Annotated in this window: 12 protein-coding genes and 1 pseudogene; 7 read left to right on the top strand and 6 right to left on the bottom strand. The window is 71.4% G+C overall.

The features are described 5' to 3' along the window. Position 1 precedes the first annotated feature (1 nt). The 4 genes from IE290_RS20355 to ssd form a co-directional block, all read right to left on the bottom strand. Positions 2–583: a type II secretion system F family protein gene (locus IE290_RS20355; protein ID WP_191246188.1), complete on the bottom strand. Its 582-nt coding sequence runs from the start codon at positions 581–583 to the stop codon at positions 2–4. Positions 584–737: 154 nt separating this feature from the next. After that, positions 738–1,481 carry a type II secretion system F family protein gene (locus tag IE290_RS20360; protein WP_229874615.1) on the bottom strand — a complete coding sequence of 248 codons (744 nt, stop codon included), beginning with the start codon at positions 1,479–1,481 and terminating at the stop codon, positions 738–740. Between the two features lie 47 nt (positions 1,482–1,528). Further along, positions 1,529–2,692 carry a TadA family conjugal transfer-associated ATPase gene (locus IE290_RS20365; protein WP_191246189.1) on the bottom strand — a complete coding sequence of 388 codons (1,164 nt, stop codon included), beginning with the start codon at positions 2,690–2,692 and terminating at the stop codon, positions 1,529–1,531. Further along, a complete protein-coding gene (gene ssd / locus IE290_RS20370) occupies positions 2,689–3,762 on the bottom strand; it encodes a septum site-determining protein Ssd (RefSeq protein WP_191246190.1) in 1,074 nt (357 codons plus the stop codon). Before ssd ends, IE290_RS20365 begins: the two co-directional genes overlap by 4 nt. 444 nt (positions 3,763–4,206) lie before the next feature. Between ssd and IE290_RS20375 the strand changes: the two genes are divergently transcribed. The 6 genes and pseudogenes from IE290_RS20375 (at position 4,207) to IE290_RS20400 (ending at position 12,246) form a co-directional block, all read left to right on the top strand. Next, positions 4,207–5,049 carry an HAD family hydrolase gene (locus tag IE290_RS20375; RefSeq protein ID WP_191246191.1) on the top strand — a complete coding sequence of 281 codons (843 nt, stop codon included), beginning with the start codon at positions 4,207–4,209 and terminating at the stop codon, positions 5,047–5,049. Between the two features lie 505 nt (positions 5,050–5,554). Next, positions 5,555–7,339 (top strand): glycoside hydrolase family 3 protein, encoded by a 1,785-nt coding sequence (locus tag IE290_RS20380; protein ID WP_229874616.1) that lies wholly within the window; start codon positions 5,555–5,557, stop codon positions 7,337–7,339. Next, positions 7,336–8,604, top strand: a complete 1,269-nt coding sequence (locus IE290_RS20385; RefSeq protein ID WP_191246352.1) for an exo-beta-N-acetylmuramidase NamZ family protein — start codon at positions 7,336–7,338, stop codon at positions 8,602–8,604. Before IE290_RS20380 ends, IE290_RS20385 begins: the two co-directional genes overlap by 4 nt. A gap of 7 nt (positions 8,605–8,611) precedes the next feature. Beyond that, positions 8,612–9,898: pseudogene (locus IE290_RS20390) on the top strand (serine hydrolase domain-containing protein); the annotation flags it as partial. A 408-nt stretch (positions 9,899–10,306) separates the two neighbouring features. Continuing rightward, a complete protein-coding gene (locus tag IE290_RS20395) occupies positions 10,307–11,299 on the top strand; it encodes a MurR/RpiR family transcriptional regulator (protein WP_191246193.1) in 993 nt (330 codons plus the stop codon). A gap of 23 nt (positions 11,300–11,322) precedes the next feature. Then, positions 11,323–12,246 (top strand): N-acetylmuramic acid 6-phosphate etherase, encoded by a 924-nt coding sequence (locus IE290_RS20400; protein ID WP_191246194.1) that lies wholly within the window; start codon positions 11,323–11,325, stop codon positions 12,244–12,246. Positions 12,247–12,831: 585 nt separating this feature from the next. Here IE290_RS20400 and IE290_RS20405 read toward each other — a convergent pair. Beyond that, entirely contained in the window at positions 12,832–13,557 is a 726-nt protein-coding gene (locus IE290_RS20405) for an oxidoreductase (protein ID WP_191246195.1), read from the bottom strand. Between the two features lie 49 nt (positions 13,558–13,606). Continuing rightward, positions 13,607–14,101 carry a phosphoribosyltransferase gene (locus IE290_RS20410; RefSeq protein ID WP_191246196.1) on the bottom strand — a complete coding sequence of 165 codons (495 nt, stop codon included), beginning with the start codon at positions 14,099–14,101 and terminating at the stop codon, positions 13,607–13,609. A 196-nt stretch (positions 14,102–14,297) separates the two neighbouring features. Between IE290_RS20410 and acs the strand changes: the two genes are divergently transcribed. After that, on the top strand, positions 14,298–16,268 hold the full coding sequence (gene acs / locus IE290_RS20415) for an acetate--CoA ligase (RefSeq protein ID WP_191246197.1): 1,971 nt from the start codon (positions 14,298–14,300) through the stop codon (positions 16,266–16,268). Positions 16,269–16,274 lie beyond the last annotated feature (6 nt).

Here is a 16,274-nt window from a genome sequence, read left to right on the forward strand (position 1 = left end):
GTCAGAACACGTTGAGACGTCCGGCCAGGCCGAGGACCACGGGGACGACCCCGAGGCACACGAAGGCCGGGAGGAAGCAGAGCCCCAGCGGGCCGGCGATCAGCACGCCCGCGCGCTGCGCCCGCGCCTCGGCTCGGTCGCCGAGGGAGGCGCGGATTCCCCGGGCGAGGCCGGTGGCCGCGTCGGCGAGGGTGGTTCCGCTGCGCGCGGTTCGCTTGGCCGCACGCGCGAACTCCGCCGTCCCGGGACAGTCGAGCGCGGGGGCCCATGCCTCGGCCGCGTCAGCGCCGAGTTCGAGCAGGCCGGCTGTGGCGCGGAGTGCGTCTGCTTCCGGACCTGTCACGTCGTCGGTCACGGCGCGCAGCGCGGCCGGCACGGGTTGCCCGGACCGCAGGCAGGCGGCCAGCAGGTCCCACGTCGCGGCCAGGTCGAGCGGATCGCTTCTCGGCCGGCGCGAGCGGATCCGGGCGGGCGCTCTCGGCGACGGGAAGAGGTGGGCCAGCCGCAGACCGGGGATCGGCCTGCCCGGCAAGGTCAGCAAGGCCGCGCCGAGCAACGCGACCACGACGGCGGCCGTGCTCATCGCCGCACTCCCCGGCTCACGATCTGTGCGACGGCACTCGCGGTGGTGAATGAAGGCAGCAGCGCTCGGGGCGAAGAAGGGTTGTGGCGGAAGAGAGGGCGTCTCGGCCGGTCGGTGCTACGTCCGGCAGTGGGGGCAAGGCGGGCGAATGTGTTCATCGCAGGGCTCCTCGTCTTGTGAGGTGCGCGCTCCACGTGCTGCCGGCGATGATCAGCGCGGTGCCGAGCAGGAGGAGCGCGTTGCCGCTGCTGGTGGCGAACAGGACGTGGACCGGGTGGGCGCCCATGCCTTCGCCGAGCAGCAGCCCGAATCCGGGTAGGGCGGCGAGGACCATCGCGCTCGCGCGGGGACCGGACATCGCTGCCTCCGCCTGGCTGGTGAACCTCAGCTCCGCGACGATGTCCCGACGCACCGCGTCGAGCAGGTCGGCCAGTGGGAGGCCATGCCGTTGGCTCAGCGACCACGCCCGCACCAGTCGCGCCCGGGCCGCGGACAACGGCTCGGCCGTCGGGACCGTTGCCAGCGTTTCCGCGACGTTCCCGCCGAGGCGCGCGGCACCGGCCACCGCGTCGAGGATCTCCGCGACCGGGCGGGTTGCGTCGGCCGCGGCGGACTCGGCGGCCAGTGCGGGTGGGGCGCCGGCGCGGAGGTCCACCACCATCGCGTGCAGCGCCTCAGCCATCGCGCGCCGTATCGCCAGGCCGGACTTCGATCGCCGGCGTGCGTGCCAGTGGCGCCAGCCGGCCCAGCCCAGCAGGGCGCCTGCCGCCCACACCATCGGCGGCATGACGAAAAGCAGTGGCACCAGCCCGAGGGCGAAAGCCTTCCGCGGCTTCGGCATGCCGCGGCGCCGCACCGACGGAGCGAGCGCGCGCAGCCGGACGACCGAGCCCCTCACCGGAGGCCAGCACAAGGCAGCCGCGGCAGCGCAGGCCAGAGACTGGGTCAGCACGGCCCGCCTCCGTGGGACAGCAATGCGGAGAACAGCACCCGCCGCTTGGTCCACCCGCCGTCCTTCCAAACGGGAAGCACGCGTACATCGCCGTTGTCGCTCCGGCTCAGCACACCGACCTCGGCCAGCTCCCGTTGTCCCGACGCGGACCGGCGCATGTGGAGCACGACCTGAACCGCGGCGGCGAGCTGGCTGTGCAGGGCGGAGCGGGACAGACCACCCAGCGCGGCAAGCGCTTCCAGGCGGGCGGGCACCTCCGCCGTGGAGTTGGCGTGCAGCGTTCCGGCGCTGCCGTCATGACCGGTGTTCAACGCATTGAGGAGCTCACACACTTCGTGGCCACGCACCTCACCGACCACGAGCCGGTCGGGCCGCATCCGCAACGCCTGCCGCACCAGGTCCCGCAGGCTGACTTCGCCGGCGCCCTCGACGTTCGGCGGCCGCGCGGTCAGCCGCACGAACTGCGGGTGCGCGGGCTGGAGTTCGGCCGCGTCCTCGACACACACGATCCGTTCGCCCGGGGACACCGCCCCGAGCATCGCCGCGAGCAGGGTGCTCTTGCCCGCCCCGGTGCCGCCGGTGACGAGGAACGCCAGCCGGGCGGCGACCACCGACTCCACCAGCTCCGCACCCTCGGCCCCGAACGTGCCCAGCTCTCGCAACGCGGCCAGGTCATGCACGGCGGGACGAAGGATCCGCAGCGACACGCACGTCCCGTCCGCCGCGATCGGGGGCAGCACGGCGTGCAGGCGGACGCGGCCGTGCGGCCCGAGCCCCGGAAGCCAGCCGTCGACGTAGGGCTGGGCGTCGTCGAGCCGCCGCCCGGCGGCCAGCGCGAGCCGCTGCGCGAGACGGCGCACCGACTCCTCGCCGGAGAAGTGGACGTCGACGCGGCGCAACCCGGTCGAGCCGTCGACCCACACCTCGTGCGGGCCGGTGACCAGCACATCGGTGACGCCGGGCAGGGCGAGCAGCGGTTCCAGTGGACCAGCGCCGGCCAGCTCCTGCCGGACCAGCCGCAGGGCTTCGAGCAGTTCCGTGTGCCCGATCGGACGTCCGGCCTCGGCGCGGACGGCGTCCGCCACCGTCACCGGGTCCATGCCGGCACCGGCACCCGCCAGCCGATGACGGACCCGTTCGACCAGCTCGGTGTTCACGCCGCCAGCACCTGCTTCGGCTGGGTCTGCGCCAGGATCAGCCGCGCGGTCTCCAGCAGCGCACCGCCCGGCCGCGGGTTGAAGTTGCCCCGTTCGACTTCCCGGTCCAGCTGGCGCTCGGCCGCCATGGAGGTGAGCAGCGGCAGCCCGACCGCCCCGGCCGCGACGCCGGGCTCGAGGTCGCCCGGCGCCGGTCCGCGCACGACGAGCCGGACGCGGCCGGCCGGATCACCGAGCTGCTTCACCACCCGCCGGGCGGCCAGGCAGGCCCGCATCTCCGCCGGGATCACCACGACCACCAGGTCCGCTCGCGCGATGACCGCCAGGCCCGGTCCGTCGAGGTGGCGCGGCAGATCGCACACCACCGTCCGCCCGGCCCGGCGCCCGGCCTCGATCACCGCAGCCACGCCCTGCCCGGTCGGCCCGTCACCGTTGCGGTGGCAGGACAGGAACGGCAACCGCGCACCGCGGTACCGGAACTCGGGCAGTGACTTCAGCAGCGCGGGCATCGACAGCCGCCCGGCTCCGGGCCGCAGCTCGGGCCAGCGGAGCCCCTCGGTGTTCTCGGCGCCGAGCAACGCGTCGATGCCGCCGGCCAGCGGATCGCAGTCCACCAGCAGTCCGCCGGGATCGGTGCGGCACGCGGCCAGCGCGGTGGCCGCCGCCAGGACGGACGCCCCGGCACCGCCGCGGCCGCCGAGCACGCCGATGATCCGCCCGCCCGGCAGCCCCGGCCCGTCGACGACGTCGGCGAGTGCGGCGGCCAGCGTCGTCTCGTCGTCCGGCAGCGACACGACACCCTCGACACCGGCCCGGAAAGCTCGTTGCCAGGTACGGGAATCCGGCGCGCCCTTGGTGACGAGCAGGACGCCCGGACGCCGTGGCAGCTCGACGTCACCGTCGACGGCTTGCTCGTCGACCAGCACCAGCGGCGCGTCCGGCCAGCGCGGCCGCGCGGCGAGCAGGTCGGGTTCGCGCTGGGTCTCGCAGCCCACGGCTGCGGCGACGCGCAGGATTTCGTCGAGCATGACTTCGTCGTGGGCGACGACGAGCGGTCGAGCGTGGTCCATGACGGCCCCCAGGAGTGATCGGTGATTGACCTGACTCCACGGTCGTGCTCGCGCCGTGCCGCGACAAGGAGCTCCGGCGGCGCCTGTGGACAACTGGGGTCATGTGGACAACTCGCGCCCGGATCGGCTCGGGCGAGCGGAATCGTCGGTGCGCTGTGGCAGGATCCGCGCCCGCGCGCGGAGAAAGGGGCGACCCCCGCCAGGGGGGAGGGGCGGGGGTCGCCGAGGGTTCAGCCCCGGGGGGTTGGACTGAACCGCCGGTGGGAACACCGGATGCGCTCCACTGTAACTCCGGGAACCGGCCCGGAACTCCTCCCGCGGCACCCACAATTCGGTAACGGCCCAGGCAATCGATTTCCCGCGCCGGCAACGAATTTCCGACCGGACGACACCATTGGTGGTCACCTCACCGCCCGCCGGACGGCCTGCTCCTATCCTGAAGCCGTGGCAGAACCTCCCAGCTCGCCGCCGAGCGAACAGCCCGCCGCGACCGGAACCGGTGTCGCGGCCTTCTTCGACCTGGACAAGACGATCATCGCGTCCTCCAGCGCGCTGGCCTTCAGCAAGCCGCTGCTGCGCGAGGGGCTGATCAGCAAGCGGGCGGCGCTGAAGAGCGCGTACGCGCAGTTGGTCTTCTCGCTCTCCGGCGCGGACGAGGACCGGACCGAGCGGATGCGCGCCGAGATCTCCGCGTTGTGCACGGGCTGGGACGTCGCCCAGGTGCGGGCGATCGTGAACGAGACGCTGCACGACATCGTCGACCCGCTCGTCTACGCCGAGGCCGCCGAGCTGATCGCGTGGCACCAGTCGGAGGGCCACGACGTGATCGTGCTCTCGGCCGCAGGCGACGAGGTGGTGACCCCGATCGCGGCGATGCTCGGCGCGACCGGCAGCGTCGCGACGAGAATGGGCGTGGTGGACGGCCGCTATTCCGGCGAAATCGCTTTCTACTGCTACGGCGAACAAAAAGCGGTAGCCGCGAAACAATTGGCCGCGGAAAACGGGTACGACCTCGCCGCGTGTTATGCCTATTCCGATTCCAGCACGGACGTCCCACTGCTGGAGACGGTCGGGAAGCCGCACGCGGTGAACCCGGACCGGCTGCTCCGCCGGACCGCGCTCGAGCGCGGCTGGCCGGTGCTGGAGTTCAGCAAGCCGGTCTCGCTGCGGAGCCGCTTCCCGGCGCCGACACCGGCGACTCTGGCGGTCGGCCTGGGCCTCGGGGCGGTCGCCGCCGCGGGCGTGACGTGGTACGGGCTGACGCGCAAACGCCGTGGCGGAGCATAGAAGTCTAGTCGCTCAGGGTGCCCGCATCACCGGATCGAGCGTCTGTACCGGTGCACCCGTCCAACCCCTTGAAGTGACGACGGTCACTGGGTACAAAGTGAAGTGCGGACGTTGTTCGGCCAAGGATGAGACGAAGAGAAGTCTCGTTCCTCCCCGAAGACCTCCGTGCGCGGACTCCGGGCACCCACGCGCAGCGCGCCGCGGGAGGCTTGTCGTCGAGGGACTGCGTACCGGGACGCCGGACGCCGAGTCCCCGTGGGTACGACATGAGTTGCAGCTTGGTCACCCGAGCGGTCCGCGCGGGCGGGCGCCGCTAGCGATGTCGCTGGCGGCGCCCGCACATTTTTATGTCCAAGGGATTAGCCCGCCAGAGTGACAGCGGCCGAAAGCCACTTTCGGGCTCCTCCGAAAGTAAGGCAATCGTTGACCTGCTCCGGAGCGACTGAGTAGCTTCCCCCAATGCCGGCTCCATCCGCCGGTGATCGTCTTCAGGGGAGGTTTCGCGATGCGCCGGAGGAATCATGTGCTTGCCGCGATCGTCGTCGGTGTTCTCGGCGTGAGCGCGGTCAGCGCGGCCTCCGCCGCACCCGGCGGACGGCAGGAGGGCTGGGCCGAGCAGACGCTGCGGCGGATGTCGCTCGAGGAGAAGGTGGGGCAGCTCTTCGTCGCCGACGTCTGGGGCAAGTCCGCCGACCAGGCCGACGAGGGCAACCGCAAGAAGTACGGGGTGGACACGCCCGCGGAGGTCGTCCAGCGGTTCCACCCGGGCGGCGTCATCTACTTCAACAACTCCGGCACCGACAACGTGGACGACCCGGCGCAGGTCGCGCGCTTCTCGAACGGACTGCAGCGAGCCGCGCTCGCCTCGGGCGCGAAGGTCCCGTTGATCGTCTCGACGGACCAGGAGGGCGGCCGGGTCACCCGCATCGCCGCGCCGGCCACGGAGTACCCCTCGAACATGGCCGTCGGCGCCGGTCGCAGCGCCGAAGACGCGCGGACGCTGGCCACCGTGAACGGTCACGAGCTGCGGGCGATGGGCATCAACCAGGACTTCGCGCCGGACGCGGACGTCAACTCCAACCCGCTCAACCCGGTCATCGGCTCCAGGTCGTTCTCGGCCGATCCGGCGCTGACCAGCGAGCTGGTGGCAGCCGAGGTCGACGGCTACCAGAACTCCGGGCCGGCGACGGAGACCGTCTCCGCCGCGGCCAAGCACTTCCCCGGCCACGGTGACGCCGCCACGGACAGCCACACCGGGCTGCCCGTCATCAACCGGACCGCGGACCAGTGGCGGCAGATCGACCTGCCGCCGTTCCGGGCGGCGATCGACGCGGGCACCGACGTGATCATGTCCGCGCACATCACCGTGCCCAGCCTCGACCCCTCCGGCGAGCCCGCGACGCTGTCCAAGCCGATCCTGACCGGGATCCTGCGCGACGAGCTGCACTACGACGGTGTGGTCGTCACCGACTCGCTGCAGATGGCCGGGGTGCGGCAGATGCACAGCGACGCGGAGATCCCCGTGCTGGCGCTGGAGGCCGGGGTGGACCAGATGCTGATGCCGCCGGACCTGGCGCTGGCGATCAACAGCGTGCTCGACGCGGTCAAGAACGGGCGGCTGACCGAAGACCGGATCGACCAGAGCGTGCTGCGGATCCTCAAGCTCAAGGACAAGCGCGGCATCGTCGCCAGCCCCCTGGTCAACACGCGAGCCGTGAAGCAGGTCGTCGGCAGCGCGGCCAACCGCGAGAAGGTCCAGGCCCTCACCGACCGCACCACCACCGTGCTCCGCAACGACGCCGGACTGCTCCCCCTGCGCAACCCCGGGAAGGTCCTGGTGACCGGCTGGAACAACCCGAACTACCCCGGCTACCCGGCGGAGCCGGTGCGGGCGCTGGCCGAACGGCTCGGCGGCACGGCCGTCTCGACGGGTGCCAAGCCGACCGCGGCCAAGATCGCCGAGGCGGTCGCGGCGGCGGGCGAAGCGGACACGGTCGTCGTCCTGACCAACGGCCTGCGCAGCGACACCGGCCAGGGTGACCTCGTGCGTGAACTGCTCGCGACCGGGAAACCGGTGATCGCCGTGAGCATCCAGGAGCCGTACGACCCGGGCTACGCCGACGTACCGACCTGGGTGGCGACGTACGACTGGCGGGATGTGACGATGGGTTCGCTGGCCAAGGTGCTCAAGGGTGAGATCGCACCACAGGGCAAGCTGCCCGTCGACGTCCCGGCGGGCGACGACGCCGGCCAGATCCGCTACCCCTTCGGCACAGGACTGACATGGTGAGGCTCAACCGGCGCGGGTTCCTGGTCACCGGCGCCCTCGCGACACCCCTGCTGACCGGCGGGTCCGCTCTCGCGGAACCTGCGCCCGCGATCCGGTCCGGGGCGCGCGGACCGGTCGTCACCGGCGCCGACGCGCTCGCCCGGCGGGGCTGGCGCTCCCTGGCCGGGCGCAAGGTCGGGGTGCTGTCGAACCCGACGGGTGTGCTGGAGAACGGCGATCACATCGTCGACTCGATGATCGCCGCCGGTGTCCGGCCGGTCGCCGTGTTCGGGCCGGAGCACGGGTTCCGGGGCAGCGCCCAGGCCGGCGGCTCGGAGGGCGACTACACGGATCCGCGCACCGGCATCCCGGTGTACGACGCGTACGGCGCGGACGCGGCGAAGCTGGCCGGGATGTTCACCAAGGCCGGTGTGGACACGGTGGTCTTCGACATCGCCGACGTCGGCGCCCGCTTCTACACCTACATCTGGTCCATGTACACGGCGATGGTCGCGGCCGGCCGGACCGGGGCCGCCTTCGTCGTCCTCGACCGGCCGAACCCTATCGGCGGCAAGGCCTACGGCCCGATGCTGCGCCCGGAGTTCGCCTCCGGTGTCGGGCTCAAACCGATCGTGCAGCAGCACGGCATGACCGTCGGCGAGCTGGCGAAGTACTTCGCCGCCGAGTTGCTGCCCGCCGAGGGTGTGCGGCTGGCCGACCTGCAGGTGGTGCAGGTCGAGGGCTGGCGCCGGGACACGTTCTTCGCCGGTACCGGGCTGACCTGGACGCCGCCGAGTCCGAACATGCCCACCGCGGACACCGCGCTGGTCTACCCGGGCACGGGCATGTTCGAGGGCACGGTGTTCTCCGAGGGACGTGGCACGACCCGGCCCTTCGAGATCATCGGCGCGCCCGGCATCGACTGGCGGTGGCGAGACGAGCTGACGGCGCTCGGGCTCGCGGGCGTGCGGTTCCGGGAGACCTACTTCGTGCCGACGTTCAGCAAGTTCGTCAACCAGACCTGCGGCGGCGTGCAGGTGACAGTCACCGACCCGGCCGCGTTCGACGCCATCCGCACGGCGGTCGGGATGCTCGTGACGGCCAAGAAGCTGCACCCGGACATCTTCGGCTGGCGCGCGGACAACGGGATCGACAAGCTGACCGGCTCCGACCGGGTGCGCACGATGGTCGACCGCGGCGCCGGAGTGGACGAGATCGTCGGGTCCTGGCAGGCCGAGCTCGACGAGTTCACCGTCCGCCGCCGTCCCCACCTGCTCTACTGGTGAGGGCGGCATGCGAACGGGCAAACTACTGGTCGCGGCGGTGCTGACCGTATCCGCCCTGACCGTTCCCGGAGCGAGTACCACCATCACCGAGCAGGCCTACACCGGGCGGATCGATCGTCCGCAGTACGAGTTCGCACCGCCCGACACGGTGCTGCGTCCGGGGCTGCCCGGCGACGTCGGGCTCGATCCCGCGCCACTGCGCGCCGCCGAGCAGTTCGTGACCGACTGGACCAAGCCGGACCCGGCCACGGGGCACCCGCACTTCGCCGGCGCGGTCGGGATCCTCGCGCACGACGGGGTGATCGTCGACGAGACCGTGGCCGGCGGCGCGCTCCGGTACGCCGACGCCGCGGGCGCCGAGCTGCCGCCAGCACAGCAGGTCCCGATGCGCGCCGACACGATCTTCGACATGGCCTCGATCACGAAGCTGTTCACCTCGCTCGCGGTGATGCAGCTCGTCGAGGACGGCAAGGTCGCGCTGGACCGGCCGGTCGCCCAGTACCTGCCCGAGTTCGCGGCGAACGGCAAACAGTCCGTCACCGTGCGGCAGCTCCTCACGCACACCTCGGGCCTGGCCGCCGACCCGCGTCCGTCGCTGTGGCAGGGCTACCCGGACATTCCGTCCCGCCGGAAGGCCGTGCTCGACAGCCCGCTGACGAACCAGCCGGGCACGACGTACCTCTACTCGGACATCAACCTGATGACCCTCGGCTTCCTCGTCGAGCGGCTCAGCGGACAACCGCTCGACGTCGTGGTGCGCGACCGGATCACGCAGCCGCTCGGGATGACCGACACGGCGTTCAACCCGCCCGCCGAGAAGCTCGACCGGATCGCGGCCACCGAGTTCCAGGCGGATCCGCCGCGGGGCATGGTTCGCGGCCAGGTCCACGACGAGAACGCGTGGGCGCTCGGCGGGGTCTCCGGTCACGCCGGGATCTTCTCCACAGCACCGGACATGGCGGTGCTCGCGCAGGCGATCCTCAACGGCGGCGCCTACCGCGGCGCCCGGATCCTGCGCCCGGAAACCGTGCGGGACATGCTGACCGACTACAACCAGGCCTTCCCCGGTCACGCCCACGGCCTCGGGTTCGAGCTGGACCAGCGGTTCTACATGGGCGCGCTGTCCGCACCCACGACCGCCGGTCACACCGGCTTCACCGGCACCTCGCTGGTCATCGACCCGGTGTCCCGGTCGTTCGCGATCCTGCTGACCAACCGCGTCCACCCGACTCGGAACTGGGGTTCGATCAACCCGGCCCGCGAGAAGTGGGCGAGCGCGCTGGCCGAAGCGATGTGAGCGCCGGCTGTCGGCAGATTTGCCCGCGGCCGGACAGGTGATCTTTGCGCGAGCGACGTGCCCCGGGTAACCGGTCGGTGTGCGAGTAACCAGCACCAACGAATTTCGGACACCGGCGTCCATCACGCTGAGCTACCTGCCGGCTGCTCCATCGGTACTGAAAGTGTGACGTCTCGCGTCATACCATCGAGGCAGACGAGTCCCTATCACTGGGACGCGAGCGGGAGCCACCGGCGATCGTCGGCTGTTTCGGGAACCACCGGAAGTTGCCAAGTCGTTAACTTGATGACGTTAACAACCACGACGTAGTTGGCGACTTTCCGGGCAACTGAGTCACCGCGACTCGGCCGTGCAGGGGCGGACGAGTTGCGATCATCCCTAAGGATGTGGGTAACCTTGTCTCAAATGCCTACGGTTAGTAACTTTCCCACGGAAACGGATACCGATTCCGTAACCGAGCAGGCACCGAACGGGATCGGTTCGGCCGCACGCGAGTCCGAAACCAGCCCCCTGGTCCGGATCCGCTCGCTGCTGCCCGGGCTGGCCCGGGCGGAACAGCGCGTAGCCAAGGTCGTCCTCGATGACCCGTCCGCAGTAGCGCGCCGCTCCATCACCGAGGTCGCCCTGGCCGCGAACACCAGCGAGACCACGGTGACCCGGTTCTGCAAGGCCGTCGGCGTGGGCGGCTACCCGCAGCTGCGCATCGCGCTGGCCGCCGACACGGCCCGCACCGAGGCGCGGTCCACCCGCAACCTCGGCGGCGAGATCGCCGTGGACGACGACCTGGCCGCGGTGGTCGGCAAGGTCAGCTTCGCCGACGCGCGCGCGGTCGAGGAAACCGCCGACCAGCTCGACATCGCGACCCTGCAGCGCGTGATCGACCTGCTGGCGAACGCCGGCCGCACCGACGTCTACGGCGTGGGCGCGAGCGCGTTCGTCGCCGCCGACCTGCAGCAGAAGCTGCACCGCATCGGCCGCGTCTGCTTCGCCTGGTCGGACACCCACATCATGCTGACCTCGGCCGCGGTGCTCGGCGCCGGCGACGTCGCCATCGGCGTCTCGCACACGGGCGCGACCACCGACACCGTCGAGGCGCTGCGGGTGGCCCGCGAGCACGGCGCGACCACGGTGGCGCTGACCAACTTCCCGCGTTCGCCGATCACCGAGGTCGCCGACTACGTCCTGACCACCGCCGCCCGCGAGACGACCTTCCGCTCGGGCGCGACGGCGAGCCGGATCGCCCAGCTCACGGTCATCGACTGCCTGTTCATCGGGGTCGCGCAGCGCCACATGGAGAGCGCGTCCGCCGCGCTGGAAGCCACTCGCGACGCCGTCGGCGGCCACCGCCTCGGCGTGCGACCGGACGGCCGGAGGCGTCCGCGAGAGACCGGAAAGTGAGCACGAAGGAAACGGTGAGACGCATGATGACGGTGCCGAGTCAGGTGGTCCACGTCGATTCCCCGACCGAGCAGCGCAACCCCCGCACCACCGAGATCGACCGGATGTCGACGCTGGGCATCCTGACCATGATCAACGACGAGGACCGCCGGGTCCCGGATGCCGTCGCCAAGATCCTGCCCGAGCTGGCGGACGCGGTCGATCACGCGGTGGAGGCGCTGCGCACCGGCCATCGTGTGCACTACGTCGGCGCGGGGACGTCCGGTCGTCTGGCGACGCTGGACGCCGCCGAGCTGGTGCCGACGTTCAACGTGCCCGCCGACTGGTTCGTCGCGCACCACGCGGGCGGCGACCGGGCGCTGCGTGAAGCGGTCGAAAACGCCGAGGACGACGCGGCGGCGGGCGCCGCGGAAATGGCGGCTTCGGTGCGGGCCGGCGACTTCGTGCTGGGTCTGACCGCGTCCGGCCGCACTCCGTTCGTGCTGGGTGCGCTGCAGGCGGCCGGCCGGCTCGGCGCGTCGACCGGCTTGGTGTCGGGCAACGCGCGTGCGGTGCGGCCGGCGGGAGTCGACGTGTTCATCGCGGTGGACACCGGGCCGGAGGTGATCGCGGGGTCGACGCGGATGAAGGCGGGCTCGGCGCAGAAGATCCTGCTGACCGCGTTCTCCACGGCCACGATGATCAAGCTCGGCCGGACGTACTCGAACCTGATGGTCAGCCTGCGGGCGACCAACGCGAAGCTGCGCGGCCGGACGCTGCGGATCCTGATGGAGGCGACGGGCGCGGACGAGCGGGAGGCCGCCGAAGCCCTCGCCGAGGCCGGCGGTGACCTGAAGGTCGCGCTGGTGCACCTGCTGTGCGGGGTCGACGCGGCGACGGCGGCCGAGATGCTGGCCGCGAACGGTGGGCACGTGCGGGAGGCACTGCTCGCCTGCGCGACGACCTGAGGTCGCGCGGTCCCGGGGAGGTGCGCTGGGAGCGTCGCACTTCCCCGGAATCACGCGACTGCACCTGGGCGGCAAAACTAGGCCGGGACCGGGGTTCGCCTGGGCGGCAAAACTAGGCCGCGGCCCGGGTTCGCACTACCCCGGAAGCACCCGACTGCACCTGGGCAACAAAACTAGGCCGCGGCCCGGGTTCGCACTACCCCGGAAGCACCCGACTGCACCTGGGCAGCAAAACTAGGCCGGGACCGGGATTCGCACTTCCCCGGAAGCACCCGACTGCACCTGGGCGGGGAAGCTGGCCGGGGACCGGGGTTTGGCAGAGCTGACGCATCGCCAAAGAGCCTGCGGCTGCGGCTGCGGCTGCGCCTGCGGCTGCGGCTGCGGCAAGGAATCGGATCGCGACCGTCCCGTATGCGACCGCCGCGGGGAGTTGGGTCGCTGGTGCGCCACGCAGCGGGGCCCTGCGGCCGCGGCCAGGGGTGAGTCCCCACCGCGACAGGCTGCCGTGGCAGGCAGTTCCTTCCGGCCGCGGCCAGGGGTGAGCCCCACCCGGCAGCGGCCTCCAGGAGTCGTCCGTGGCGCGGATCAGCCGGCGGCGTCGGCGATGCTCTTGGCCTCCCGGGCGCCGGCTTCGAGCGCTTCGCAGTTGAAGAGGAGCCACTCGCGGACTCCGGCGGGCTGTCCGGTCGCGAAGGCGGCCGCTGCCTCGTGGTACCGCGCCGCGCGGCGGAAGAACGCCACCTCGGGGACGGTCAGGCCCTTCGGGTCGACGCCGGTCGCTGTCATGGTCAGGCGCGCGGCCGCGCGGGCCAGCACGCCGTCCGCCGTGCCGAACGGTCGCAGGCTCAGCAGCTCGCCGTGCACGACGGCCGTCAGCACCGGGCCCGGCACCGACGTCGCGCCCGTGACCAGCTGCGTCAGCAGGTCCAGCCGGGCCCCGGCGGCCGGACCCGGACGGCCCAGCGCGTTCTGGTCGTCCACCAGATCGGCGGCCGCCAGCACGTGCATCCGCGCCAGCGCCTGCCGCGGCGCGCGGCGCCACGTCGGCAGCAGCGACTCGCTCGCCGAGGCGACCCGCAGCGCGCCAGCCAAGATCGGGTCCTTCACCTCGGCGTCCGCGGGGATTTCCGGGTCCGCGCCGTCCAGCGCGGCCGACGCCCGGGCGCCGCGCACCGACGCCTCCGCCGCGGTGGCCGAGCCGCCACGCAGGTTCACCGGGAGCCGGTGCACGGCGAAGACCGCGTCCTGCGCCTTCTTCGCCGCTTCGGCCACGCCCTCCAGTTCGAGCAGGGGCGCCAGTGGGTCGCTCATGCCGCCAGCACCTCCCTCGCCGCCTCGGCGGCACCGTCCAACAAGTCGCTCATGCGTCCAGCACCTGCCCCTCGCGGCGGATCACCGGCGGCTGCGTCGACCAGGCGAAGTTGATCCACCGGTCCGTGCGGCGCCACACGTACTCGCACTTCACCTCTGACCAGGGCTTTTCGTACACCACCGCGCAGCGCACATCGGCGACGTGATCGGCGCAGAAGTCGCGCACCAGCTTGAGCGTCGCGCCGGTGTCGGCGACGTCGTCGGCCACCAGGACCTTCGCCCCGGTGAGATCCACGGCGTTGGGCACCGGCGGCAACATCACCGGCAGCTCCAGCCGCTCGCCGACGCCGGTGTAGAACTCGACGTTCATGACGTGCAGGTTCTTCACGTCGAGCGCGTAGCCGAGCGCGCCGGCGACGAACAGCCCGCCCCGGGCGATGGACAGGATCACGTCCGGCTCGTACCCGCTGTCCGCCACCTGCTGGGCGAGCTCCCGGCTGGCCGAACCGAACAAATCCCAGGTGAGCTCTTCCCGCTCAGCCACACCGACCTCCTTCGACGCGTACCCGCGAGCATATGAGGCGGCCCCCGCGCGATCGGCGCGGAGTCGTTCACGAGCACGTGTGGTAACCGACACTGGACGTGCCGTGAGGTGCTGCGCTCTTTCGTCCCGGGGGCTAACGTCGCTACCGTGCATCCGGCGTCAGCCAGAGATGAGTGACTTCAGGAGGCCGTGCACCATGACAGAGCAGTCCCCCGCGCTGGACAACCTGCTCACCGAGAACCGGACGTTCCCGCCGAGCGACGAGTTCGCGGCGCAGGCCAACGCGAAGGCCGATTGGTACGAGAAGGCGGACGCCGATCGCGAAGCGTTCTGGGCCGAGCAGGCGGAGCGGCTGCACTGGGACACCAAGTGGTCGCAGGTGCTGGACTGGTCGGGCGCGCCCTTCGCGAAGTGGTTCGTCGGCGGCAAGCTGAACGTGGCCTACAACTGCGTCGACCGGCACGTCGAGTCCGGGCACGGTGAGCAGGTCGCCATCCACTGGGTCGGCGAGCCGGGCGACACCCGCGACATCACCTACGCCCAGCTCAAGGACGAGGTCTCGAAGGCCGCCAACGCGCTGGCCTCCCTCGGCGTCACCTCCGGCGACCGGGTCGCGATCCAGCTGCCGATGATCCCCGAGGCGATCGTCGCGATGCTGGCCTGCGCGCGCCTCGGCGCGATGCACTCCGTGGTCTTCGGCGGGTTCTCCCCGGCCGCGCTGCGCTCCCGTGTGGACGACGCCGAGGCCAAGGTCGTGATCACCTCCGACGGGCAGTACCGCCGCGGCAAGGCCGCCCCGATGAAGACCAACGTCGACGAGGCACTCGACGGCGCCCAGTCGGTGGAGAAGGTCATCGTCGTGCGCCGCACCGGCGAAGAGGTGCCGATGACCGACGGCCGCGACGTGTGGTGGCACGACCTGGTCGACGGCCAGTCCGCCGAGCACACCCCGGAGGCCTTCGACTCCGAGCACCCGCTGTTCATCCTCTACACCAGCGGCACCACCGGGAAGCCGAAGGGCATCCTGCACACCTCAGGCGGCTACCTGACCCAGGTCGCCTACACCCACCACGTCGTCTTCGACCACAAGCCGGGCGAGGACGTCTACTGGTGCACCGCCGACATCGGCTGGGTGACCGGCCACTCCTACATCGTCTACGGTCCGCTGGCCAACCGCGCGACCCAGGTGGTCTACGAGGGCACCCCCAACACCCCGCACGAGGGCAGGCACTGGGAGATCATCCAGAACCACAAGGTCTCCATCTACTACACCGCGCCCACGCTGATCCGCACGTTCATGAAGTGGGGCGAGGACATCCCGGCGAAGTACGACCTGTCCAGCCTCCGCGTGCTGGGCAGCGTCGGCGAGCCGATCAACCCCGAGGCGTGGATGTGGTACCGGGAGAACATCGGCGCGGGCAAGGCGCCGGTGGTGGACACCTGGTGGCAGACCGAGACCGGCGCGATCATGATCTCCCCGTTGCCGGGCGTCACCTCGACCAAGCCCGGCTCGGCGCAGCGCCCGCTGCCCGGCATCTCCGCCAAGGTCGTGGACGACACCGCGACCGAGGTCGGCAAGGGCGGCGGCGGTTACCTGGTGCTGGACAAGCCGTGGCCGTCGATGCTGCGCGGCATCTGGGGCGACGACGAGCGCTTCCGCGACACCTACTGGTCGCGGTTCGCCGACCAGGGTTACTACTTCGCCGGTGACGGCGCGAAGTACGACAACGACGGCGACATCTGGCTGCTCGGCCGGGTCGACGACGTCATGAACGTCTCCGGTCACCGCATTTCCACCACCGAGGTCGAGTCCGCGCTGGTCTCGCACCCGACCGTGGCCGAGGCGGCGGTCGTCGGCGCGTCCGACCCGACCACCGGGCAGGGCATCGTCGCGTTCGTGATCCTGCGCGGCTCGGCCGCCGAGGGCGGGGACGAGGCGGTGCAGGAACTGCGCAACCACGTCGCCAAGGAGATCGGCCCGATCGCCAAGCCGCGGCAGATCATGGTCGTGCCCGAGCTGCCGAAGACCCGCTCCGGCAAGATCATGCGCCGCCTGCTGCGGGACGTGGCCGAGAACCGCCAGATCGGCGACGTCACCACGCTGGCCGACTCCAGCGTGATGGAGCTGATCTCCAGCGGCCTGCAGTCCGGCAAGTCGGAGGACTGACGCACG

It is taken from the genome of Amycolatopsis deserti, from assembly GCF_014653945.1.
GTDB lineage: Bacteria > Actinomycetota > Actinomycetes > Mycobacteriales > Pseudonocardiaceae > Amycolatopsis_E > Amycolatopsis_E deserti.